At 50.0% G+C, this 22,067-nt stretch carries 19 protein-coding genes, 1 tRNA gene and 1 pseudogene; 12 read left to right on the top strand and 9 right to left on the bottom strand.

Going from position 1 to position 22,067, the window contains the following annotated elements; all coding sequences use genetic code 11:
* Positions 1–45 precede the first annotated feature (45 nt).
* Both mltC and R9X49_RS00575 read left to right on the top strand, forming a co-directional pair.
* Complete coding sequence (gene mltC, locus R9X49_RS00580) at positions 46–1,119, top strand: membrane-bound lytic murein transglycosylase MltC (RefSeq protein WP_319846801.1); 1,074 nt, start codon at positions 46–48, stop codon at positions 1,117–1,119.
* Between the two features lie 98 nt (positions 1,120–1,217).
* Positions 1,218–2,324 (top strand): helix-turn-helix domain-containing protein, encoded by a 1,107-nt coding sequence (locus R9X49_RS00575; protein ID WP_319846800.1) that lies wholly within the window; start codon positions 1,218–1,220, stop codon positions 2,322–2,324.
* On the opposite strand, the gene R9X49_RS00570 is transcribed toward R9X49_RS00575, so the two are convergent.
* The 3 genes from R9X49_RS00570 to R9X49_RS00560 all read right to left on the bottom strand — a co-directional run bounded on the left by R9X49_RS00570 (position 2,287) and on the right by R9X49_RS00560 (position 5,630).
* On the bottom strand, positions 2,287–3,330 hold the full coding sequence (locus R9X49_RS00570) for an alpha/beta hydrolase family protein (RefSeq protein ID WP_319846799.1): 1,044 nt from the start codon (positions 3,328–3,330) through the stop codon (positions 2,287–2,289). The two genes, R9X49_RS00575 and R9X49_RS00570, sit on opposite strands and share 38 nt — an antisense overlap.
* A gap of 229 nt (positions 3,331–3,559) precedes the next feature.
* On the bottom strand, positions 3,560–4,393 hold the full coding sequence (locus R9X49_RS00565) for a phosphoenolpyruvate hydrolase family protein (protein WP_319846798.1): 834 nt from the start codon (positions 4,391–4,393) through the stop codon (positions 3,560–3,562).
* Between the two features lie 13 nt (positions 4,394–4,406).
* The gene (locus R9X49_RS00560) at positions 4,407–5,630 is read right to left on the bottom strand and encodes a Tm-1-like ATP-binding domain-containing protein (RefSeq protein ID WP_319846797.1); all 1,224 of its coding nucleotides are present in this window, start codon (positions 5,628–5,630) and stop codon (positions 4,407–4,409) included.
* Between the two features lie 288 nt (positions 5,631–5,918).
* On the opposite strand from R9X49_RS00560, the gene R9X49_RS00555 reads away from it, so the two are divergent.
* From R9X49_RS00555 to ansP, 3 genes are all read left to right on the top strand, one after another.
* Entirely contained in the window at positions 5,919–6,548 is a 630-nt protein-coding gene (locus tag R9X49_RS00555) for a TetR/AcrR family transcriptional regulator (RefSeq protein WP_319846796.1), read from the top strand.
* A gap of 79 nt (positions 6,549–6,627) precedes the next feature.
* The gene (locus R9X49_RS00550; protein ID WP_319848554.1) at positions 6,628–7,368 is read left to right on the top strand and encodes an SDR family oxidoreductase; all 741 of its coding nucleotides are present in this window, start codon (positions 6,628–6,630) and stop codon (positions 7,366–7,368) included.
* Between the two features lie 309 nt (positions 7,369–7,677).
* The gene (ansP, locus tag R9X49_RS00545) at positions 7,678–9,129 is read left to right on the top strand and encodes an L-asparagine permease (RefSeq protein WP_319846795.1); all 1,452 of its coding nucleotides are present in this window, start codon (positions 7,678–7,680) and stop codon (positions 9,127–9,129) included.
* 60 nt (positions 9,130–9,189) lie between these two features.
* On the opposite strand, the gene R9X49_RS00540 is transcribed toward ansP, so the two are convergent.
* Positions 9,190–11,343, bottom strand: coding sequence for an ornithine decarboxylase (locus tag R9X49_RS00540; protein WP_319846794.1), 2,154 nt, complete (start codon positions 11,341–11,343; stop codon positions 9,190–9,192).
* Positions 11,344–12,143: 800 nt separating this feature from the next.
* Here R9X49_RS00540 and R9X49_RS00535 point away from each other — a divergent pair.
* Together R9X49_RS00535 and R9X49_RS00530 are read left to right on the top strand one after the other, a co-directional pair.
* Positions 12,144–12,219: transfer RNA gene (locus R9X49_RS00535), tRNA-Phe, on the top strand.
* Between the two features lie 161 nt (positions 12,220–12,380).
* A complete protein-coding gene (locus R9X49_RS00530) occupies positions 12,381–13,640 on the top strand; it encodes a tyrosine-type recombinase/integrase (RefSeq protein WP_319846792.1) in 1,260 nt (419 codons plus the stop codon).
* Between the two features lie 142 nt (positions 13,641–13,782).
* Here the strand turns inward: R9X49_RS00530 and R9X49_RS00525 are convergent, their stop codons facing one another.
* The gene (locus R9X49_RS00525; RefSeq protein WP_162847981.1) at positions 13,783–13,953 is read right to left on the bottom strand and encodes a hypothetical protein; all 171 of its coding nucleotides are present in this window, start codon (positions 13,951–13,953) and stop codon (positions 13,783–13,785) included.
* 140 nt (positions 13,954–14,093) lie between these two features.
* Between R9X49_RS00525 and R9X49_RS00520 the strand changes: the two genes are divergently transcribed.
* The 5 genes and pseudogenes from R9X49_RS00520 (at position 14,094) to R9X49_RS00500 (ending at position 18,977) form a co-directional block, all read left to right on the top strand.
* On the top strand, positions 14,094–14,435 hold the full coding sequence (locus R9X49_RS00520; RefSeq protein ID WP_103198837.1) for a hypothetical protein: 342 nt from the start codon (positions 14,094–14,096) through the stop codon (positions 14,433–14,435).
* A 906-nt stretch (positions 14,436–15,341) separates the two neighbouring features.
* Positions 15,342–16,091 (top strand): MobC family replication-relaxation protein, encoded by a 750-nt coding sequence (gene mobC, locus R9X49_RS00515; RefSeq protein WP_319846791.1) that lies wholly within the window; start codon positions 15,342–15,344, stop codon positions 16,089–16,091.
* A gap of 173 nt (positions 16,092–16,264) precedes the next feature.
* A pseudogene (locus tag R9X49_RS00510) lies at positions 16,265–16,451 on the top strand (IS3 family transposase); the annotation flags it as partial.
* A gap of 112 nt (positions 16,452–16,563) precedes the next feature.
* On the top strand, positions 16,564–17,988 hold the full coding sequence (locus tag R9X49_RS00505; protein ID WP_319846790.1) for an ATP-binding protein: 1,425 nt from the start codon (positions 16,564–16,566) through the stop codon (positions 17,986–17,988).
* Entirely contained in the window at positions 17,985–18,977 is a 993-nt protein-coding gene (locus R9X49_RS00500; RefSeq protein WP_319846789.1) for an O-methyltransferase, read from the top strand. The genes R9X49_RS00505 and R9X49_RS00500 overlap by 4 nt, the downstream gene beginning before the upstream one ends.
* Here the strand turns inward: R9X49_RS00500 and R9X49_RS00495 are convergent.
* From R9X49_RS00495 to R9X49_RS00480, 4 genes are all read right to left on the bottom strand, one after another.
* Positions 18,928–20,079 carry a DNA cytosine methyltransferase gene (locus R9X49_RS00495; RefSeq protein WP_319846788.1) on the bottom strand — a complete coding sequence of 384 codons (1,152 nt, stop codon included), beginning with the start codon at positions 20,077–20,079 and terminating at the stop codon, positions 18,928–18,930. The two genes, R9X49_RS00500 and R9X49_RS00495, sit on opposite strands and share 50 nt — an antisense overlap.
* Positions 20,080–20,167: 88 nt before the next feature.
* Positions 20,168–20,677: a GNAT family N-acetyltransferase gene (locus R9X49_RS00490; protein WP_319846787.1), complete on the bottom strand. Its 510-nt coding sequence runs from the start codon at positions 20,675–20,677 to the stop codon at positions 20,168–20,170.
* Positions 20,674–20,967, bottom strand: coding sequence for a DUF1778 domain-containing protein (locus R9X49_RS00485; RefSeq protein WP_107758657.1), 294 nt, complete (start codon positions 20,965–20,967; stop codon positions 20,674–20,676). The genes R9X49_RS00490 and R9X49_RS00485 overlap by 4 nt, the downstream gene beginning before the upstream one ends.
* A 574-nt stretch (positions 20,968–21,541) precedes the next feature.
* Positions 21,542–22,021 carry a hypothetical protein gene (locus tag R9X49_RS00480; protein ID WP_319846786.1) on the bottom strand — a complete coding sequence of 160 codons (480 nt, stop codon included), beginning with the start codon at positions 22,019–22,021 and terminating at the stop codon, positions 21,542–21,544.
* Between the last annotated feature and the right edge of the window lie 46 nt (positions 22,022–22,067).

Here is a 22,067-nt window from a genome sequence, read left to right as displayed (position 1 = left end):
GGCTTTCGGGCCCGCTTACGTCCCCATTCCGACACGGCTTGTTATATGAAGAAAATGTTAGCGCTGCTGGTCATTGCACCACTGCTGGTTTCCTGTTCGGGAAACAAAGGGAATGCCGACAACGAAGAGTTTATCAAGGATACCAACGCCTTCGATATTTTGATGGGCCAGTTTGCCCACAACATCGAAAATATCTGGGGCATGAATGAAGTTCTGATCGCCGGTCCGAAAGACTACGTCAAATACACCGATCAATATCAGACGCGTAGCCACATCAACTTTGATGCCGGTTCAATCACGATTGAAACCATTTCGGCGACCAATTCCGTTGCCAGCCTACGCCAGGCGATTATCACCACCCTGCTGATGGGCGACGACGCCAGTAACACCGATCTGTATTCCGACGCTAACGATATTCAGATTAGCCGCGAGCCGCTGCTGTATGGTCAGGTGCTGGATAACACCGGACAACCGATCCGCTGGGAAGGCCGTGCCGCCAGCTTCGCGGATTATCTGCTCCAGAACCGTCTGCAAAAACGTACCTCCGGCCTGCACGTTATCTGGTCGGTCACGATGCAGCTTGTGCCTAACCATCTGGATAAGCGTGCGCATAAATACCTGCCACTGGTGCGGAAAGCATCCGAGCGTTACGGCATTGAAGAGTCGCTGATTCTGGCGATTATGCAGACAGAATCCAGCTTCAACCCCTACGCCGTCAGCCGTTCCGATGCGCTGGGTCTGATGCAGGTGGTACAGCACAGCGCAGGACGCGACGTCTTCAAGATGAAAGGGAAATGGGGACAGCCGAGCCGTAGTTATCTGTTCGATCCAGAACAAAACATCGACGCAGGTACCGCCTATCTGTCGATTCTGAAGAACAGCTATCTGGCCGGTATTGAAAACCCGACGTCGAAACGCTACGCCGTCATCACCGCGTATAACGGTGGCGCAGGCAGCGTGTTGCGCGTCTTCTCCAGCGATCGGGATCGCGCCGTAGGCATTATCAACAACATGTCGCCGAGCGATGTCTACCAAACGCTGACGACGAAGCATCCGTCTGGCGAATCCCGCCGCTATCTGTACAAAGTGAACACGGCGCAGAAAAATTATCGCCGTTAATTCACGCGCGCCACAGAACGCCGCGCTCCCGGAATAATAAAGCCGGTAGCGCGGTTTCATCAGACCAGATATCTACCATAACGTTTCTGAAGAACACGATGACCGCAATTCCCTTACCGTTTATTACCGCACTTCTGTTGGTTATTTTGTTTTTCCGCGTCCGATTTCTGGATATTCAGCACCATCTTTCTAACAAGAACGTTCCTAACAAGAACGCCAAAAAACGCAATGCCAAGACAGAAGCGCTATTCATCGGCGTGAGCTGTCTTGCCCTGACGCTGGTCGCGTTACGCTGGGGTAGCCACGTGGCTTTACCCCTGTTTATCCAACCTGCGATTGCCGCATCAATTCCGCCTCTTCTATGGCTTTGCCTTTTCCCCCGCGGCGAAAAGAAATCAGAGGATCTAACCCGCAGACGCGGCAGTTCTCTCGGGCATCTGTTACCACCTTTACTCATTCTTGGCGCAAACGCAGTCCAAAGCAAAACGACCATTCCGCTCATCGATATGATGCTGGTGAGTATTTACTTCGGCTATGGGTCAGCGCTGATTTACACCGCGCGCCGGCTGCAAACGCCCCTTGAGTGGTGGAAAAGTGCGCCGCTTATCGCCGGGCTGTATGTGCTGCTCTCCGGCGCTATCGATACGGTGATTGCACTGGATATCGCTTTCTACAGCGGCAGTCGCGCGACGGTCATCATCACCGCATTCCACTTTGTCATGCTGGCGATATTGACCCTGCTGATCGTCACACACCGTACAAGCCCACAAGCAGGGCTTGTACCGCCTGCTGCCCAAAAAACCGAAGCACCGCCCGCCACTGAAGACGAGCACCAGCTCGCAAAAGCGTTAGACGATTTCATCCGCACTCACGCGCTGTACACTGATCCTAACATGACGCTTCAACGCCTGAGCAGGCGTATGAGCATACCGCTCCGGCGCTTGTCCGAAACCATCAACCGCGTTCACGGTCGTAATTTCTCGCAGGTGATGAACGAATATCGCATAGAGGAGGCGAAGCGCCTCCTCAGCGAAACAGATGCCCGAATTACGGATATCATGTTGGCCAGCGGGTTTCAGACTAAATCAAACTTCAACCGTGAATTTCTGCGGCTAACGGGGATGAGCCCCAGCGTCTGGCGTAGTCAGTACCCACTTCGGGAACAGGCTACGGCTTCCGCCACGCCGCCTGAAGAAACTCGCTGACATCCTTCGCAACGTCCTGATGAATCAGCTCACGCGAACGCTCACCGCCATCGAGACAAATCATGCCGTCCCCTGGGTTCTCGGCGTTGATAATCTCAACGGCGCCCGGCTTACAAAGCTGCATAAAACTAAAATGCGTCGCATCGGCAATTTCCTTGTAGGTTGAATGCGCTGGTGACAGCTTCTTCGCCAGATCGTGGGATTCCAGCTCGGCGGGTAGTTCCTCATTGGGATACCCCGCAGCCATAATCAAGACAGGAATATTTATTGCCGCCAGACTCTCTGCGGTAAACCCTCGCGCCAGCCCCATATCCAGCGAGACCACCGCGCTGATGCGTGGATCTGCCAGTGATTTATCAAGCTGTGCGCGCGATGCGGCATTTTTTGCAACCTGCATCTTTTCATATACTTTGCAGGACGCCAGCCCGGCGTGCGTCAGGCAACCTTTCTCAAATTGATCCGTACTAAAGCGTCCTCCCGCCAGCACCAACACCGTCCATCCCCCCAGTGAGTGCCCCACGGCAGCAATGCGCTTCGCATCAACCTGCCCCGTTTTTTCTGGCGTGGCGAGTAATGCCGTAATGACGCGGCTAATATCATGAGGCCGTTGCCACAAAGCCTGAGCGTTCTCAACTCGCATATCTTTAAAGGTAGTTCCGGGGTGGTTGGGCGCAGCGACAATATAGCCTTGTTTAACCAACACCTGTGCCAGCCAAAGTTGATTAAACCAACTCCCGCCGTAGCCGTGCGAAACCACGATCAAGGGGTGCTCACCGGATTCAGGCACGGCGTTTTTACTCACCGCGATGCCGGGAAAGGCGGCATTGTCACCCATGATCGTGCTCTGTGAGGATGACGAAACCGGATAAAATACGGCAACGTCTAACGGCCTATTATTGGCCTCATCCGCTAATGCTATCTGTTGAAAGCCAATGCCAGCATCCGCCATAACGGCAAAGCTGAGGAGTAAGTTCGTGACTAATCCTATCGTGATACGCCATGTCATACCTATTTCTCCGAAGTTTCTGCTTTGTGAAAAATAGCATTTATAACAATGACTTTCTTCCCTGTGCGACCTAAAACGCTATTGAGTACCTCCCTGTGATACATAAATCTGTCGCTCACAAAAAACTGCGGCCAGCATATGCTGGCCGTATTCCCTGATATTGGCGCAAAATTTACCCGCCTTTGTTCCAGCATTGGGACATCAGCAGGTAGAGAGCCAAAAAAGTGTGTTAACGCTTAATTTTTTTGAATTGCTGTGTTGTAGCCGTTAACGCTGTTTCTGTCGGCAGCCGCTCCATCGAGCTGGCACCGTAAAAACCATCGCACTGCGGGCAGTGATCCATAATGAACTGCGCATCCTGCGGTGTTGAAATCGGCCCGCCGTGGCACAGTACAATCACATCCTTGCGTATGGACTTCGCCTCATTCGCCCAGTGATTAATCAACGGCACGCAATCTGCAAGATTCAGTGCGGTTTCCGCCCCAATGTTGCCGCCGGTGGTTAACCCCATGTGCGGCACAATAATATCCGCCCCTGCTTTCGTCATCGCGACGGCATCTGCCGCACTGAACACATAAGGCGTGGTCAGCATGTCTTTTTCATGCGCCAGACGAATCATGTCCACTTCCAGCGCATATCCCATGCCAGTTTCTTCCAGATTGGCGCGGAAATTACCGTCAATCAGACCAACGGTTGGGAAGTTCTGCACGCCAGAGAAACCCAGCGCTTTCAGATCATCCAGAAACTTATCAAACTGACAGAAAGGATCGGTTCCGTTCACGCCCGCCAGCACTGGCGTATGCTTCACGACTGGCAGAACCTCTTTCGCCATATCCACAACGATCTCATTCGCGTTGCCGTAAGCCAGCAGGCCAGCCAGAGAACCTCTCCCCGCCATGCGATAGCGTCCGGAGTTGTAGATCACGATCAGATCGATGCCGCCCGCTTCTTCACATTTCGCGGAAAGGCCGGTGCCTGCGCCACCACCGATAATCGGCTCGCGGCGGGCGATCATTTCGCGGAATTTTGCCAGCAGTTCCTGACGATTCATGCCTGACTTCATACTTTTTCCCTTCTTATTTCACTAAAGCCCGAAACGCATCGACAGCCGCGTGGGCAAATAAAGGATCGTTAATATGGAAAGGCAGACGAATAATCTGTCGTCTTGCCGTTTGCTGAACGACGCTCTCTAGCGTGCTGATAAACGCATCACGCGCTTCCGGGTGCCAGAATGCCTGATCCGGCGCATCCAGCGCGGAGAAGCCGCCTTCCGGAATCAGGAAGCGTACCTCACCTTCACAGCGGTTCAGCTTTTCCCCAATCCAGCGCGCCATCGCGATATTTTCGTCTATCGTCGTACGCATCAGAGTGACCTGTGCGTTGTGGTTGTAGAACAGACGATGCGCGTATTTCTCCGGTATGCTGGCGGGCGCGCCAAAATTCACCATGTCCAGCGCCCCGCAGGAGGCCACGTAAGGCACCTGCGTCTTGGCTATTGCGTCAAACCGTTCCGGCCCACAGGCGAGCACGCCATCAAACAGTAAATCGCACACCTCAGTCGTCGTGAGATCGAGCACGCCAGTGAGCAAATGGCTGTCCACCAGCTTTTCCATCGCTTTCCCGCCGCTGCCCGTCGCGTGAAAGACCAGACAGTCAAACTCCGCTTCCAGCAATTTACTGGCTTCCTGAATGCACGGCGTCGTTACGCCAAACATGGTCAGGCCAATCGCGGGCTTATCGTCATGATGTTCCTGAGTCTTAAATTTCACGGCACCGGCGATCTGGTGCGCGGCGTTGCCAAGAACCTGACGAGAAATGCGGTTCAGGCCCGCCACATCGGTAACGGAATACATCATGCTTATATCGCTGGCACCGATGTAACCGGAAATATCGCCGGAGGCCATCGTCGACACCATCAGCTTCGGCATCCCAATCGGTAACGCCTGCATCGCAGGCGTGATCAACGCCGTGCCGCCGGAACCGCCAAGCCCAAGTACCCCGGCAATATCATCACGAGACAGCATGAAGTGCTCAAACGCGACAGCCATGGCGCCAATCGCCTGCCCTCTGTCATGGCAAAACACCGCCGACGCGCCCTGCGGGTGGTACGATGCCACCGTTTCTGCACGGATATCTGTCACCTCTGACACCCCTGCATCCGTTGACGGCAGTGTCGTTGACAGATCGACCGTGACGGTTTTCAAGCCTGTAGCGGCAATCAGATCGCGGACGTAAATCTGTTCTTTCCCTTTAGTATCAGCTGTACTTGCAATATAAACGCTGCCAACTTTACTTCCCACTTGGTCTCCCTCCCACCATTAGTGAAACAATTAACAGATTGATATAAATAACAATTACAAGAAACCAAAAACAGATAAGATTAATTTGTCGCCATATTGAGACTTGAGTATCAGAAAGACAAATCATTAAACACTCAAATGAGACAAAAGTCTCAAAATGTTATGTACGACATTACATTAACAGTAAGAAAGCTTGACGTGGCACAAGAATCACTCAATTTGCTATAGTTCTGGCGATAACGCCGTGCTGCACGATAGCTTCCGGCCCGAAAATTCAATGAGGTCTATGTGATTGAACGGGATGAAAAACTGACATCAACACGGGCGAAAACCCGTCGTTTATTAATTGATACCGCGATGAATATGTTCGACCAGGGCATATTTCCCTCCATTACCGATGTTGCCGCTGCGGCTCAGCTTTCACGCGCCACGGCCTACCGCTATTTTCCGACACAGAGTGCGTTAGTCTCCGCCGTGGTCGGCGAAAGCCTTGGCCCGATTCTGGCGTGGCACCCGACACAGCCGGACGCCAGCGAACGCGTTGCCGAACTGCTGCATTTTGCTTACCCCAGAATGCTGGAACATGAAGGTGCGCTGCGTGCCGCCCTGCATCTGTCACTGCAACAATGGGCAGATCGCCGTTCTAATCGTCTCCATACGGATACGCTGACGCGCGGCAATCGTAAACGCCTGCTCAAAATTGCCACCGAACCGCTGGAAGGGAAAATCACGCCAGAAGCACAACAGCGGGTGATTTATGCCTTATCACTCATTTACGGCTCCGAGGTTTTTCTGGTGCTGAAAGATATCTGGCATTTGGAAGAAGACAGCATTCAGGATGTCACACAGTGGGTCGCCAAAGCCATTTTACGGCAGGCTGAAGAAGACGCTGCGCAGGCCAACTCCCCGAAAACCTGACGAGCACATTCATGCCGCATCCCGCCACGTTGCCGGATGCGCAGGAACGGAAGAACAGACGTTGTTAAGGGAACACATGATGCTGAAAGGTAAACGCGCGATTGTCACCGGCGGAGGTCGCGATTTTGGACAAGCGGTATCCGTCTGGCTGGCTCGCGAAGGCGTGAAAGTCGATCTTTGCGCCCGTAAACTGGCCGATGCACAGGCCAGCGTCGACATTATTCATCAGGAGGGCGGCACAGCTCGCGCCTATCAGTGCGATATCGCCAATCCTGATTCGGTCAGGGATTTTTCCGCACAGTTACTGGAAGACAGTGCGCCCGTCGATATTCTGGTGCTCAGCGCCGCCCAATGGCTGGAAGGCGCATTGGGCGAAGAAGACACCGATGCGGATATCGTCAGCACCATCAACTCCGGCCTGACCGGGTCTATCCTGCTCACCAAAGCGCTATTGCCGAGCCTGCGCCGTTCACCGGGCGCTGATATTCTGGCGATGGTTTCGGTCTGCGGCATACCGCAGTTTCACGATTCTATCGCCCACCCGGCTTTCTTCGCCGCCAAGCACGGTATGAGCGGTTTTAGCCAGAATCTGACGCACCATGTCGCACAGGACAATATTCGCGTGACGGGGTTTTATCCGCCAGATTTCGAGGTCACTGGCCTGGATGACTATCCGGCTAGCGAGGAAAAAATGGGCGAGCACCTGCTGAATGCCCGCTCGATATGGGAAGCCATGCGTTTCGTGCTCATCCAGCCACGCAGTTGCCATATCAACGCCATCCATTTTCAAGGGCCAACGCGCGCGGATGTCGGCGCGTAACCCATCACCTTTTGCGCTTCATCCCGCTCCGGTATTTCTCACATAACCGGAGCGGTGAAATTTTTCCCCTGCATGACGCACCGCAATCCCCACGCCATCATGCTCTGACACACTTTCCTTCTCTCCATTTTTTGCCACAGCACACAGGAAAAGGTAGCATCGCTGCCGTTGTTTTCTGCCATGCGGCTGACCGCGTTCAGCGCACTATAAGAAAATGCCCCAGGCAAAAACATAACCAGTTGAATTCGAAATAATAATAGCAAGCGCGTCGCCAAGAGATGCGTGATAGACAGGAAAACACCGACATCAATGACACAACATTCCTCCCCTCATGGCGAGCATCATGTCGCCGAGCAACGTCTCCACGAAAAGGGTTATCACCAAAGTATCGGTAACCGCCACGTACAGATGATCGCGATTGGCGGCTCCATCGGCACCGGTTTATTTCTTGGTGCAGGTGCGCGTCTGCAAATGGCTGGGCCCGCGCTGGCTCTGGTCTATCTGGTTTGCGGTATCTTCTCTTTTTTCATTCTGCGTGCATTAGGCGAACTGATCGTGCATCGCCCCACGAGTGGCAGCTTCGTGTCGTACTCGCGTGAGTTTCTGGGTGAAAAGGCCTCCTACGTGGCAGGCTGGATGTACTTCCTCAACTGGGCGATGACCGGGATTGTCGACATCACCGCCGTCGCGCTCTACATGCACTATTGGGGCACCTTTGCCGATGTCCCGCAGTGGCTGTTCGCGCTGGGTGCGCTGTCCATCGTCACGCTGATGAACCTGATTGGCGTGAAGTGGTTTGCCGAAATGGAGTTCTGGTTCGCGCTGATTAAGGTTGCGGCCATCGCCATTTTTCTGGTGGTCGGTACGGTCTATCTCGGCACGGGCAGCCCGCTGGACGGCAACACACCCGGCCTGCATCTGATTACCGATAACGGCGGCCTGTTCCCACACGGTATTCTGCCCGCGCTGGTGCTGGTTCAGGGGGTAATATTTGCCTTTGCCGGCATCGAGATCATCGGGACAACCGCAGGCGAATGTAAAGACCCGGAGAAAGTGCTGCCGAAAGCGGTCAACAGCGTCATCTGGCGTATCGGCCTGTTCTACGTCGGCTCTGTCGCGCTATTGGTCTGCCTGCTGCCGTGGAACGCTTATCAGGCGGGGCAAAGCCCGTTCGTGACCTTCTTCAGCAAGCTGGGCGTTCCCTATATCGGCACGATCATGAATATCGTGGTGCTGTCCGCCGCGCTGTCCAGCCTGAACTCCGGCCTGTACTCGACGGGGCGCATTCTGCGCTCGCTGTCGCTGGGCGGTTCGGCTCCCGCTTTTCTGTCGAAAATGAGCAACCAGTCCGTGCCCTATACCGGTATTTTGGTCACGGTCGCCATCCACATTATCGGCGTGGTGCTGAACTACGTGGTGCCGTCGCAGGTGTTCGAGATCGTCCTGAATATCGCCTCACTCGGCATTATCTGCTCCTGGGCGTTCATCATTCTGTGCCAGATGCAGCTGCGCAAAGCGATTCGTCAGGGGAAAGCCAAACCCGTGGCGTTCAAAATGCCCGGTGCGCCCGTGACATCGTGGTTGACGCTGGCTTTTCTGGTGAGCGTGTTGGGACTAATGGCGTTTGATTATCCAAACGGCACCTGGACGGTTGCGACGATTCCGGTACTGACGATCATGCTGATTATCGGCTGGCGCGGGCTGAAAAAGCAGCGCGAAGCCGTGGCGCTCGCCGACCAGCAGGAATCCAGCCTGCGTTAAGACAGAAGAAACTCAGGCTCGTTTCCGAGCCTGAGAGCCTTTGCTTACTGCTATTCGTCATTACGCTTCGATCACGTAACCGTACAGACGCTTGCTGCCATCTTCTTCTGCGACGCTATAGACACCCTGCAATTCCGGTGAGAAGCCCGGCAGCAGGTTAATGCCCGCTTCCAGCGCCAGAAAATAGCGTTGTACCGCCCCGCCCCAGGTTTCCCCCGGCACGACGCACAGCACGCCCGGCGGATACGGCAATGCCCCTTCTGCCGCTATACGGCCTTCTGCTTCAGCGACAGGAACCAGTTCGATATTGCCGCGCACAAACTCTCTGTTGGCATCCTGCGGTAGCATCACCACGGATGGAAACTCGGTTTTGCGGAACATCGCTTTTTGCAGATCTTTCACGTTGTGCTGAGCGTAAAAGTCATGCATTTCCTGACACAGCCGACGCAGACGATAACCGCGATAACGCTCTTTGTATTTCTGGTACAGGCTAGGCAGCACTTCACTCAACGGCGCATCGCGGGCGATCAGCGTTTCAAAATGTACCAGCGCATTCACCAGTTCCTGCATTTTTGCTGCATCTTCCGCTGGCGTTAGCAGGAACAGGATCGAGTTCATGTCGCATTTTTCAGGGATGATGCCATGCTCGCGCAGGTAGTTAGCCAGAATCGTCGCCGGAATGCCAAATTCGGTATAATCGCCGCTAATCGCATCAATACCCGGCGTGGTCAGCAGTAACTTGCAAGGATCGATAAAGTACTGATCCTCCGCATAGCCTTCAAACGCATGCCATTTCTCGCCCGGCTCAAAGTTGAAGAAGCGCACGTCCTGCGCGATCGTCTCCGTATCGTGATCCTGCCACAGCGCGCCGCCTACCGTCACAGGTACAAACGGTTTGATGAGCGAACAACGCGTCAGCAGTTGCTTCCGTGCCTCAATGCCCAACTTCACGCAGTCCATCCACATCCGACGCCCGCTTGCCCCTTCATGCATTTTGGCATTGACGTCCAGCGCGGCGAACAGCGGGTAAAACGGGCTGGTCGAAGCATGCAGCATAAAGGCGTTATTCAGCTGTTTATGGTTGCAGAAACGACGCTGACCTTTGATGTGCGTATCTTTTTTGTGGATCTGCGAGGTCTGGGAGAAGCCCGCCTGCTGCTTATGCACCGACTGAGTGACAAAGATGCCCGGATCGTTCTCATTCAGATCCAGCAACAGCGGCGAGCACTGCTCCATCATCGGGATAAACTGCTCATAGCCGACCCAGGCGGAGTCAAACAGAATGTAGTCGCACAGGTGCCCGATGCTATCGACAACCTGACGCGCATTATAAATGGTGCCGTCATAGGTGCCGAGTTGGATGACGGCCAGACGGAACGGACGCGGCTCGTTGGCGCGTTCCGGCGCAACTTCCGCAATCAGCTTGCGCAGATAAGCTTCATCAAAACAGTGCGCATCCACGCCGCCGATAAAGCCGAACGGGTTGCGCACGGTTTCCAGATAAACCGGCGTCGCACCCGCCTGAATCAGCGCACCGTGGTGGTTGGATTTATGGTTGTTACGGTCAAACAGCACCAGATCACCACGCGCCAGCAGCGCGTTCGTCACCACTTTGTTCGCGGAGGACGTGCCGTTCAACACGAAATAGGTTTTATCGGCGTTAAACACGCGCGCGGCGTGCTTCTGCGCCTTCTTCGCTGCCCCTTCATGGATCAGCAAATCGCCCAGTTTGACGTCCGCATTACAGATGTCCGAACGAAAAACGTTCTCACCGTAAAACTCAAAAAACTGACGCCCCGCTGGATGCTTGCGGAAGAACTGACCGCCCTGATGCCCCGGGCAGGCAAACGTCGTGTTTTTCATGTTGACGTACTTGGTCAGCGTATCGAAAAACGGCGGCAGTAGCGCATCCTGATAGGCTTTCGCTGCACGTTCCAGCACGTTCGCGTGCTCGCCTTCGTCATCGAGAATCAGCCATTCGCTGCCCGCAGGCAGAACATCCAGCTCTTTATCTTCATCAGGCTCTTCGACAAACGCCGGGATACTAAAGCCAGTGTGCTGCAATATCGACAGAATGCCGCTACGGGCTTCCTCAATCGAAACCACGACCGCCGCCACATCGGTGAAGTCGGTCTGACTCAACGCGACAATCTCGCGCGTTGTGATTAAACGGGTGGCAACCGCTGCATTCGCCGCAATTTTTAACTGTTTCATGTAACCAAACCCAAACGGTTAAGGGTAAGTGTACGTGCCTGGAAGACACCGTTCAGGGATAACAATCCCGACCAATCACAATGCCAATCAATAACGACAAGCGTATGATCCCTACAGGTAAACTGTAGGCCAAGAATGGAAAAACTGGAGCCAGCACCATCCGATAGACATCAGTAAAAGCAGAGGCGTACTCTATTTTTACTCATGCCTAACAGTGAGCGAACGAACGCCTCACCGCATGGTGAAGGAGGATAATCGACGGGGAGAAAAGTCAATCGCGCAGGGGTGATAAGAAGATACACGCAGTGACGTCATCAACGAGCTGGCGCGAGCATTCTGCACCATGAGCAATGAATCTGACATATCGGCGATCCTCTTTAGCTAACGCTAACTACGCTTAAAGGGGCGTTCAGGTGAACGAGACGTTAAAAACCGCGCAATAGTGGCATTATTCTTCATCAAATTCAACAATCCAGCCCGCACTCAAGGCGGTAAAAAGTGCAACGAAACATGCCGTGCGAATCAGGAAGAAACGTTATCGCACTATACCCTAAATAATTCGAGTTTCAGGCAGGCGGCAAGGAAAGGAGTTCCGATGAGCTTACTCAGGTAAGTGATTCGGGTGACTAAACGCAGCCAACGCACATGTAACTTGAAGTATGACGGATATAAGCGTGCTGAAAGGATCGCCAGAAATCGGCTAGCAAATAATACAATTGCCTGAAAATAGCGCAGGCGCTCCGCTTTGTGACAGAAACCCGTTGACGCCGTGCGGCCAATACGGTTTAATGCGCCCCGTTGCCCGGATAGCTCAGTCGGTAGAGCAGAGGATTGAAAATCCTCGTGTCCTTGGTTCGATTCCGAGTCCGGGCACCACCTTTCCTTTTTTATGCCTCCTTATAAATTCCTATGTGCATGTAATTCAATAAGTTGGCGTGAAAATCTTTTCCGATGCGTTTTGATTTATCCCTTCGTATCGGGGAATTTGTGGGTCAGATTGCGGGTCATTCAGTTCGATGAACGGGAGTGACCCTCACATGTTAACTGACAGCAAAGTCCGATCCGCGAAACCTCTCGCAAAATCTTATAAGCTCACTGACTCGCAAGGCCTGTACCTGACGGTATCCACCAGCGGCGCTAAGCTATGGTATTTCCGCTATCGCTTCGGCGGTAAGGAAAGCCGTCTGGCCTTTGGTCCCTACCCCCAAACCACACTGGCAGAAGCCCGTGAAAAGCGTGATGCGGCGCGTAAATTGCTGGCATCCGGCATCAGCCCTTCTCAGCTTCGCAAAACGAACAATCCCGCCGTTGATGAATCCCGCACCTTTCAGTATGTCGCTCAGGCGTGGCACACCAGCAGCCTCAAGCTCTGGTCGGACGCACACGCCGATAAAATTCTTACCTGCCTGAAACGCTACGTTTTTCCCGCCATTGGCGCAATGGATATCGCGCAGGTTGAAACCCGCCATCTGGCGCAGTTGGTTAAGGCGATTGACGATAAAGGCGTGCATGACGTCGCCGGACGGGTGCGCCAGCATCTGACCAAAATCATGCGTCATGCCGTACAGCAGGGCGTCATCAAATACAATCCGGCTTACGATTTGGATGGCGTCGTGACCCTGGTCGTGACCCAACATCACCCCGCCCTGCCGCTAAAACGCCTGCCTGAACTGCTGGCGAAGATTGACAACTACAAAGGCCGGATGCTTACCCGTCTGGCGCTGGAGCTGAATCTGCATGTTTTCCTGCGCTCCAGCGAACTCCGTTTTGCTCGCTGGGATGAATTCAATCTGAAAGCGCATATCTGGAGCGTACCCGCCCAGCGTGAAGCGGTAGACGGCGTGCGGTTCTCTGAGCGTGGCGCAAAAATGAAGGATGAACATCTGGTGCCGCTGTCACGGCAGGCGGTCGCCCTGCTGAAACAGATTCAGGCAATTTCCGGCGAATCGGTCTTCGTTTTTCCGGGCGCACATACCCTGAACAAGCCAATGAGTGAGAACACCATCAACAAGGCGCTGCGCGTGATTGGCTACGACACCAAAAGCGAGGTATGCGGCCACGGCTTCAGAACCATGGCCTGTAGCGCCCTGAACGAGTCGGGACGCTGGTCAAAGGATGCCATTGAGCGACAGATGAGCCACAAAGAACGCAACGGCGTGCGAGCAGCTTACGTGCATAAAGCCGAGCATCTGGAAGCCAGAATCGAAATGATGCAATGGTGGTCGGATTATCTGGACGTCAACCGTGAGGGCTACGTCGCACCGTATATTTATGCGCGGAGTCATTCGGCTGGCTAACGCGCTGCGCTTGTTGGCTCCTGACGGGCTTTCTATATGATAGAAAACCCGTCAGGAGCGTTGTCATAAAATCATTCGAGCATTCTGCCAAACGTCTTTTGCTACGCTAGAATTTGCTACATCGACTGACTTTAACCACCGTTCAGCCTTTTGGTTCAATACCGCGCGTCTGGAGTTCCTTACGCAGAACACGTTTTATCCACGTAGCCAATGTCTTGTCGCCATCCTTATGGGCTTGTTCTTCTAACTGCGCACGAAACTCGTGGGACAGTCGAATTTGATACTGGTCTGTTTTTGTTTTTTCACTTGACATTGTAATTACAAATTCCATAGCATGGTATAGTTGTAATTACACCGCAATTACATGGTGTTTTGCAACAGTAAAGAGCGAAGCCCGGCAGTGCTAGGAACACTAACCGGGCTTCTGACCACAACATTATGAGGACTAATGCTATGGCTGACACCGATAGTAACACGGGCGCGTCTTATCAATCACTGCCGGATTATGAGAACCGTTACTCCGCCATGAGTGCCGCGCTGGCTCGTCTGGACTTTTCAAACATGGACAATGACGAACTCTCGCTGGTCACAGAATATTGCGCCGAAACGCAGGCCGGGCTTTGCCATTGTCTGAATTTCATTGGCGATGCACTGATTACCTTTGCCGATAATGACGTGTGCGAATCGACGCCAGAAAGCTTGTGTCAGTTGGGGCATGGGCTAACCGCAATCAGTCTACTTATCCCTGCCCTTACCACGATGCACAAACGCGCACATTCACTCACCGCCAGATAACCATCTGAATATGTTCTGCCTGATTAAAGCTCTGCCGTGGATGACTCACGGTCAGAGCTTTTTTGCTTTCGTGGCTGAATAACAATAACTCTCCCCATCCGATATTGAGTTGTTTGCAGGCAGCCTCCTCCTTTCCCGATAGCCTTCCCTACTGGCTGATTTCAGTGGGGAGAGATATGCCAGCACGTTTTATTTTCGCAACGCTGACCGCACTCAACAGGCCATTCAGGCACGACGCAGGACGCGACGGATTTAGGCGGGTGGATGCCTGCGCCTCGCGGGCATTCAACCGTGGCGTGAGGCGAGTAAATGCCCTTTCGCAGAAAGGGCACATTTGCGTCGCCCGAACCCACCGGCGAGCGTTTCCCCCAAGGGAAACCGAGCAGGCCGGGGGGAGCCGAATAAATTTTGCCGCCCCAGCGAGCAAAAAGACGCGCCCACGCGTCGGTTTATTTGGGGGGCTTCAGCCCCGCACACCGTCGTGGCTAAGTCTCCGGCCACCAGCCGGTAGCGAGGCGCGACTACCCGCTTTGAAGGCGTTTTCCCATTTTTTCGCTGACCGGAACGGGCAAAAGAAAAAGTGGGCTAAAAACGGCGTCTCAAAGGGGGTAGTCGCGCGTAGCGCGCGACGGTGTGCCGCTGTTGACACTGGGGGTTTTGGCGTGGCGTCCAGCCGCGACATTACCCCCATGCGACAAGCAATAAGGGCGTCCAGCCCGCATGAACTGGCGCACGCCGTTCTGTGCCGGGAAATGTATTTTCCGGCGCATGGCTGCATCGCGGTCACCACATTCGCCTCATGCTGTCGACACATCGCATGGGCGCATCTCATTCACGGAAATATGAGCCGAGGCCATGAGGCAAGAAAGGCGGAAAAGAAAAGCGGCCAGAGACAAAGGAGGATCAATGCTAATTTCTGATTACCGTGAACGCCGCGAACGTCATTGCGAAAAGATCCAGATACTGCTCAACTTCCTGAAAGAAGAAACCTACAGCGACTTTAAAACGCTGATGCTGCTTTTTGATTATAAAAATCACAAGCCGCTTTATCTGCTGCTGGCAAAAGCCATCGACATGGGATTGGTCCAAAAGCATGAAATAAACACCAGAATGGTGAAAACCTCTCTGTGGGGGATCACCAATGGCGGATTATCCGTTGTTGCCACACCCCATGAGGATGGTTTTCCTGCACGGTTTGAGCCCTCGAAAGTCACTGGCTGGACACTGATGCAGCGCCTTGATCGTCAGCTAGCACGGCTCCTTCTTGAGAAGAAAGGCGCTTATGGGTGGATCAGCGGCGCTGATTCAACATTCCGCAGCCGCTATGAGGTATATCATCGCCCGGCCGGGGTGATAACGTTACCAGACGGAACCGTCATCGCCGTTGAGACTGAACGCCATCTGAAAACCAAGGCCCGTTATCAGGCAATTATCACCCAACATTTGATAACTCGTACTCAAAAACGTTGGATGTACGTCTTCTATATCGTGCCCGATCCACAGAAAAAACGGGCTCTCGAACTGCTATTAAATAGTGTCAAACACGCCATCGTGAATCATCAGCGTATCCCTCTGGAAGCGAAGCACCGCCATGTTTTTCGGGTTTATACGGTTGATGAGTTGAAGGGTTTGGAGTTGGGAGGATTGTGCATCTAAAGTTGTCCAGCAATATCAGTTCCACAAGTTCACTGCACTTATAGTGAAGAGTGTATATGCTAAAATATGTGGATACTTTTTCCAGTAATTTAATACAATCAATACAAATGACAACCACTACCGTGAACTGAAGCTTTACAAGTCACAACTTTATACATGGCAATCGGACTCACCTGAACCATCATCAGCTATGTGCTAGCATGAGTCCAAAAGAGTGTTGTTACAATAATACCGATATGGCAAGCTTCTTTATATTCTCTGAAAATGGAATACATCATCCCCAGAGAGTCGTTCGCCAATCGGGAATTCATGAGAACAACTATGCTTAATTATATTGAATGCGACTACAATCGCGGGTAACGCCACAGTGCGTGTGGCCCTCTCAGTCTGGAACAATTTGAAAAACATAACCTCGATTAGGAATATTCCCACTCTGCGCGGGTAAGATCAATTGCTAAAAAAAGGAAAATTTATGGCATCGCCAAACGTTAAAATCCACGCTTTTCCAGCAAAACGTTTTTTTGTTGAAATGCTAACCCGAGATATTGAGTTGGCTGATTCGATTTTGGATCTTCTTGATAACTGTTTAGATGGGGTATTAAGAAAAAACAATTTCACACCAGAGCAAACATTTGGAAAATCAGATGTTTACAAAGGATACTATGCCGAAATCGAATTTGACGAAAACGGTTTTAAAATAACAGATAACTGTGGCGGCATACCTGGAAAACTTGCAGAAAATTATGCATTTAGGCTTGGAAGACCTTCAGAAAGAGATGCTGAAGATTTACCAACTATCGGGGTATATGGAATAGGTATGAAACGTGCAATTTTCAAGATGGGGACATCTGCACGAATCTTAAGCAAAACTGATAGCGAACAGTTCACTGTCAATATATCACCTGAATGGATGGAAAATGATGACGACTGGTCATTAGAGCTAGAGAGAAGTAACGTCGATTTAAAGGAAACTGGTGTTAGTATTAATATCGATAATTTAAGGAAAGATATTAAAGCATCTTTATCAAAAGATCGTGGTTTTGAGCCTGAACTTATAAATATTATTGCGAATCACTACAGCCTAATAATAAAAAAAGGATTTGAGGTAAGAATAAATGGGTTTATTGTAAAACCTAACAGCACAAATTTAATTTTTGACGAAAGCTCGATTAAAGATAACATCGATGGTATTGCACCTTATGTTTATAAAAATGAATCCAATGGAGTGTCAATAAAAGTAGCAGTAGGATTTTATCGCAGCCTGCCAAGTGAAGAAGAGGAAGAAAATTTACTATCTGGTCGTTCTACCACAGAGAAAGCTGGTTGGACAATTATATGTAATGATCGTGTAGTGCTACATGCGGACAAATCAAAATTAACTGGATGGGGCGAAGCTGGAGTCCCTCAGTATCATACGCAATTCATTGGCATTGCTGGGGTAGTAATTTTCACTTCGTCAAATGCAGAGCTTTTGCCAATTACTACAACCAAAAGAGGTGTTGATGGAAATTCTGAACTATACCTTTCTACTAAGGACTTTATGAGAGAAGGTCTGAAATTTTTCACTGATTTTACAAATAAGTGGAAAAGTAATACTGATGAGAGAAAACAAATAGTTAGCACAGCCACCAATATGATTTCAACGACAGAGACTGATTTTACTAAATCAATACCGCAAGAAAAATGGTCTACTGTTCGGCGCTCAATTGGTGGCCAAGTATTCAAACCCAGACTTCCGCTTCCTCGAGATACTGATCCTCTACGCCAAATAAAATTTAGCCGTAGACATAGCGAAATAAAATTAGTTTCCGAGCTAATTTTCGACGATGCAACTCAACCGCCAACTGAAGTCGGTCAATTTTGCTTTGATGAATTTCTAAAGAAGGCTAAACAATGAGCACAGGCGGAAGTATTCCTTATCACTTAAGGCAAAATAAAGCTATTGAGCGGAATCTCTTTATCGAATCATTAAGGCGCCTCAATAATTACACCAACATTTCCGAATATGTATATATTGGGTTTGGTGGACCATTTCTCGAGGATTTTAAGCAAGTTCACAACATGTTAAAGGTGAACAAGATGATATCAATTGAAGGAGAAGCTAACGTACACAAACGACAACAATTCAATAAGCCATTGTCTTGCATAAATCTAGGTGATAGACCAGAAATGAGTGGCGATTTTATAAATCGTTATAATTTTGATGATAAAACAATAATCTGGCTAGACTACGCATCTCCATCTGATCTTAATTCCCAATTAAATGAGCTAGTTAATCTCATAACCAAACTCAAGCCTAAAGATATATTCAAAATCACACTCAATGCAAACCCAGAAAGCTTAGGTAAAGAGCCAGGGACACGCGACCCCAGACCATTTAGATACCAAAAACTAAATGATATTTTGACTGATAGCTTTCTCCCTGTTGAATCAACGGAGTCAGATGTCAGTTTCAAAAAATACCCGGCATTACTTATTAATGCCGTAAAACGTGCTGTTGAAAATGGGTTGAGAGGTCGTAGTGATATTAGAATACATCCCCTAACAGGATTCGTATATAAGGATGGTCAACAAATGGTTACTCTCACAGCCATTGTTTTAGATAACTCAGATGAAGAAGAAGCAAAATTTCTAAATTACTCTAGAATTAGAAATTGGCCTTTCTATGCAGGCGAATGGATAAAACCCAAGGATATTAACGTACCAGTAATGTCTCTAAAGGAACGCATCCATATAGAGTCTTTATTACCTGAGGCATCAGTTGATAATATCCACGAAGAGCTTGGATTCTTTATCGGCCCCAATTCAGCAGGAGCCAATATAGACCTCAATAACTTTATCGAATACTACAAGGTCGTACCATGGTATTCAAAAGTTCTGTTTTAGCCAATAGACAATAGTTATACAAGGGTAATAGCATAGCTTCAGCAACCAGAGGACTAACGCTATTACCTATTTGTCTAAAACTATGCCATTTGGTTGGATGGAATCTAAACCAGTCAGGAAAACCTTGCAGCCTAGCAGCCTCTCTAGGACTTATTACTCGCGGCTGTGTCGGGTGTATAGGCCGCACCGCTTGATAGCTACCTTTATCTCGCGCAGTACCAGCTCTTAATGTCGGACAATAACCTTCAGGATTTAATCGTTGAGACCTTGATATTTTATCAGTCTGACCAAAAGTCAAATCCTCATACCGCTTAATGATCTCTTCTTTATGCACTGTACCAAGGAATCCAGAAACTAGGCCTTGCTTCAAATTATCCAAAGACTCTTTATCACCGACACCATGAGGAACTAGTCCCCAGAGTCTTGAGTAAAAATAACCATCCTTGTCCATTTTTATGCTGCGCCACCCCTGAGACTCTAACTGCCACTCTTTTTCGATTATTTCCGGCAAACCGTAAAGAGCATCTTTCACTAAGCAGTTTTCAATCCCAGTTTTAGGGAAAAAATCGGACTCTTTTAATTTAAAATCAGTCCCTTTTTTAAAACCAATAAAAAAGATCCTAGTGCGAGTTGTTGGAGCACCATAGTTTGAGGCTGTAACTTTTAATGGATGAAGTATATGGTATTCATCTTGAATTAAAGAAAAAGCTTCTTCTCTAACAGAATTATATTTTTCATTCATAATCCCCGGTACATTTTCCGCCAAAAAACACATAGGTGATAGTTCTTTGATCAACCTAAAAAAATGTATGTATAATTTATTCCTCGAGTCATCAGCCAATCCTTTCCCTATAGAACTAAATCCTTGACAAGGAGGACCGCCAATTAAACATTCGATTTCATCTAAATTGCATGAAGCTAGTATTTCATCTGCAGAAAGCTGACTTATATCTTTATGCATATGTACAGAATTAGGGAAATTTAACGCATGGGAATATATTGCATGATTATCTAATTCAACTGCTCCAGCCAAGTGAAACCCCGCTCGCGTCGCTCCCAAGCTAAGCCCACCTACGCCTGAGAATAAATCCACAACATTCATATCTTGACAACCATGCGTTACGTAAATTCGATCATGTATTATAACATCAGTTTTTCGCTAAACTAAATGTCTACCCTGAAAATATATCTTACTTGGTTTGAGGGATACAGTCTAAACTCCCCACCAAATCCCCTAACGTCACCATCAACATCATCGGATCTATCGGTGAAGGCTCAAACCCAACTCGTAGGTAAAAATCCCGCGCGTCGTCAGATAGAGCATGAACCAGCATCCCGCGAATGCCGATAGTATCCGCCACCTGAATCACTCTTAGCCCTGCATCACGTACCAGAGCACGGCCAACACCCTGACCATGTAATGATTTATCTACCGCCAGACGACCCAGCACCACGACCGGGATCGGATCGGGCATATTGCGGCGAAAACGTCCGGGAGCGGCATTCGTTGCCACAGCGCTGGAAGCCAATGAGTAATACGCCAGCACTTTTGAATCATCGCAACTGACGAAAGTTCGTGATGCTCCAGTGACCTGATTTTTCATCGCCCGTAGTTTTAGCCAGTTATCCATAGACTCCACACCGCAACAGAACGAGGAAAGTGCATGTTCGGCGTGGAGTGGCTCAGGAGCAGAGATCATTTTTTCTGTTCCCACGGTGCAGGTGTTTGCATGGTTTTGCGCAGCGCAGCATTCGGTGAAGGAACCTGATCCAAACGGGCGAGGAATTCCTGATAAGCATCGGGATCTGCCATGATGATGCGCTGATCGATCAACGCTTCCTCTGCGGCGGCACGCGCAGCCTCAAGGACAAAATCAGTACGATTTTTTCCTCTGGCCTTTGCAGCACGATCGATTAGATCGCGTTCGGCAGGCTTGATGCGTAAATTTAGTGTTTCACGTTTAACAGAAACGCTGTTCGTCGCTGGCATGATGTTATCCTCGATTATACTCTCTGGATATTAATCATACAGCAAGCGTAACGCTAATGTCATTACGATTTATAGACATCATAGGGAATCAAACCGAAGGAACGAACCGGACATTTCTTTATCGCATGTGACCCATCATTCTGATCTATCTATGAAAATACGGGTCAATCTATGGGTCTTGACAACTAGTACGATTAAAATTTATGCTACATTTCAACTTAATAGAAAGCTGAATGATCCCGAGTCCGGCACCACTAATTCAGAGAACGATGAAGCGAAATTGCAGAAATGGATTGATCTCGATTACAGCTACTTTACCAATACCGTAGAAGGTAAAGGATCTCCGGACGATATTCTCTCGCTGCAAGAAAGCCTGGACATATTACAACAATAGTCTGGACGGTTCGCTGTTGAAGTTTGGTTATGTGGAAAAAATATGCCGTTGTTGATTAAACCAACGGCATTGCAGATATATAGCCATAAGATTGATGACGTCACAAAAAACATTCAGGTTTTGAACCCCGATAAAAATGACGCATCGTTACGTTACAGTAATGACAATGATGAGATGTAATTAACTCAGTAACGTTATCCAGCCACTGGGGATATCAGTAAAAAACGTGGCTTCCTGTGTGGCAGTCCGTGTGCCAACAATAACGTACTGACTAAGCGCCGGGTTAACGTTGGTTAAAATGTAGTACGGCTTGCGCCCGGACATATTCCCTTGATCTGGCTGCTTTGTACCCACGCTACCATCGAGTTTGAATTCAAAATACAGGGCATTCTGCGGTGCAGTGATTTGATACTTATACTTCCCGTAGGATGCACCATCCAGGATACAAGAGGTGGAAACAGAGTCACCTTTTGAGCTACTGATAATATAAGCGCCAATATCAGCAAGGCTTTTGAAATTGTTATCTTTAATAATTTTCTGAATATACGCTATTGCCTGGAGTGGTGTTCTCCCTCGGCACGACTCTATTTGTGGCTGGAACCCGGTTTTCTGAATGTCCCCAATGGGCCGATTATCCCCACGATAATAAATAGATGGCATATCTTTATCTCCTCATTAAAATGATATTCATCAGACATACAGTGTT

Source organism: Pectobacterium carotovorum (assembly GCF_033898505.1).
GTDB classification, from domain to species: Bacteria; Pseudomonadota; Gammaproteobacteria; order Enterobacterales; family Enterobacteriaceae; genus Pectobacterium; species Pectobacterium carotovorum_J.
Note: the sequence above shows the minus strand (reverse complement) of the source record. Positions and strands in the feature narration are given on the sequence as shown.

Coding starts and splice junctions, on each gene's coding strand:
- mltC (WP_319846801.1), top strand. CDS start 46: ATGAAGAAAATGTTAGCGCTGCTGGTCATTGCACCACTGCTGGTTTCC.
- R9X49_RS00575 (WP_319846800.1), top strand. CDS start 1,218: ATGACCGCAATTCCCTTACCGTTTATTACCGCACTTCTGTTGGTTATT.
- R9X49_RS00570 (WP_319846799.1), bottom strand. CDS start 3,330: ATGACATGGCGTATCACGATAGGATTAGTCACGAACTTACTCCTCAGC.
- R9X49_RS00565 (WP_319846798.1), bottom strand. CDS start 4,393: ATGAAGTCAGGCATGAATCGTCAGGAACTGCTGGCAAAATTCCGCGAA.
- R9X49_RS00550 (WP_319848554.1), top strand. CDS start 6,628: ATGCTGAAAGGTAAACGCGCGATTGTCACCGGCGGAGGTCGCGATTTT.
- ansP (WP_319846795.1), top strand. CDS start 7,678: ATGACACAACATTCCTCCCCTCATGGCGAGCATCATGTCGCCGAGCAA.
- R9X49_RS00540 (WP_319846794.1), bottom strand. CDS start 11,343: ATGAAACAGTTAAAAATTGCGGCGAATGCAGCGGTTGCCACCCGTTTA.
- R9X49_RS00530 (WP_319846792.1), top strand. CDS start 12,381: ATGTTAACTGACAGCAAAGTCCGATCCGCGAAACCTCTCGCAAAATCT.
- R9X49_RS00525 (WP_162847981.1), bottom strand. CDS start 13,953: ATGTCAAGTGAAAAAACAAAAACAGACCAGTATCAAATTCGACTGTCC.
- R9X49_RS00520 (WP_103198837.1), top strand. CDS start 14,094: ATGGCTGACACCGATAGTAACACGGGCGCGTCTTATCAATCACTGCCG.
- mobC (WP_319846791.1), top strand. CDS start 15,342: ATGCTAATTTCTGATTACCGTGAACGCCGCGAACGTCATTGCGAAAAG.
- R9X49_RS00505 (WP_319846790.1), top strand. CDS start 16,564: ATGGCATCGCCAAACGTTAAAATCCACGCTTTTCCAGCAAAACGTTTT.
- R9X49_RS00500 (WP_319846789.1), top strand. CDS start 17,985: ATGAGCACAGGCGGAAGTATTCCTTATCACTTAAGGCAAAATAAAGCT.
- R9X49_RS00495 (WP_319846788.1), bottom strand. CDS start 20,079: ATGAATGTTGTGGATTTATTCTCAGGCGTAGGTGGGCTTAGCTTGGGA.
- R9X49_RS00490 (WP_319846787.1), bottom strand. CDS start 20,677: ATGATCTCTGCTCCTGAGCCACTCCACGCCGAACATGCACTTTCCTCG.
- R9X49_RS00485 (WP_107758657.1), bottom strand. CDS start 20,967: ATGCCAGCGACGAACAGCGTTTCTGTTAAACGTGAAACACTAAATTTA.
- R9X49_RS00480 (WP_319846786.1), bottom strand. CDS start 22,021: ATGCCATCTATTTATTATCGTGGGGATAATCGGCCCATTGGGGACATT.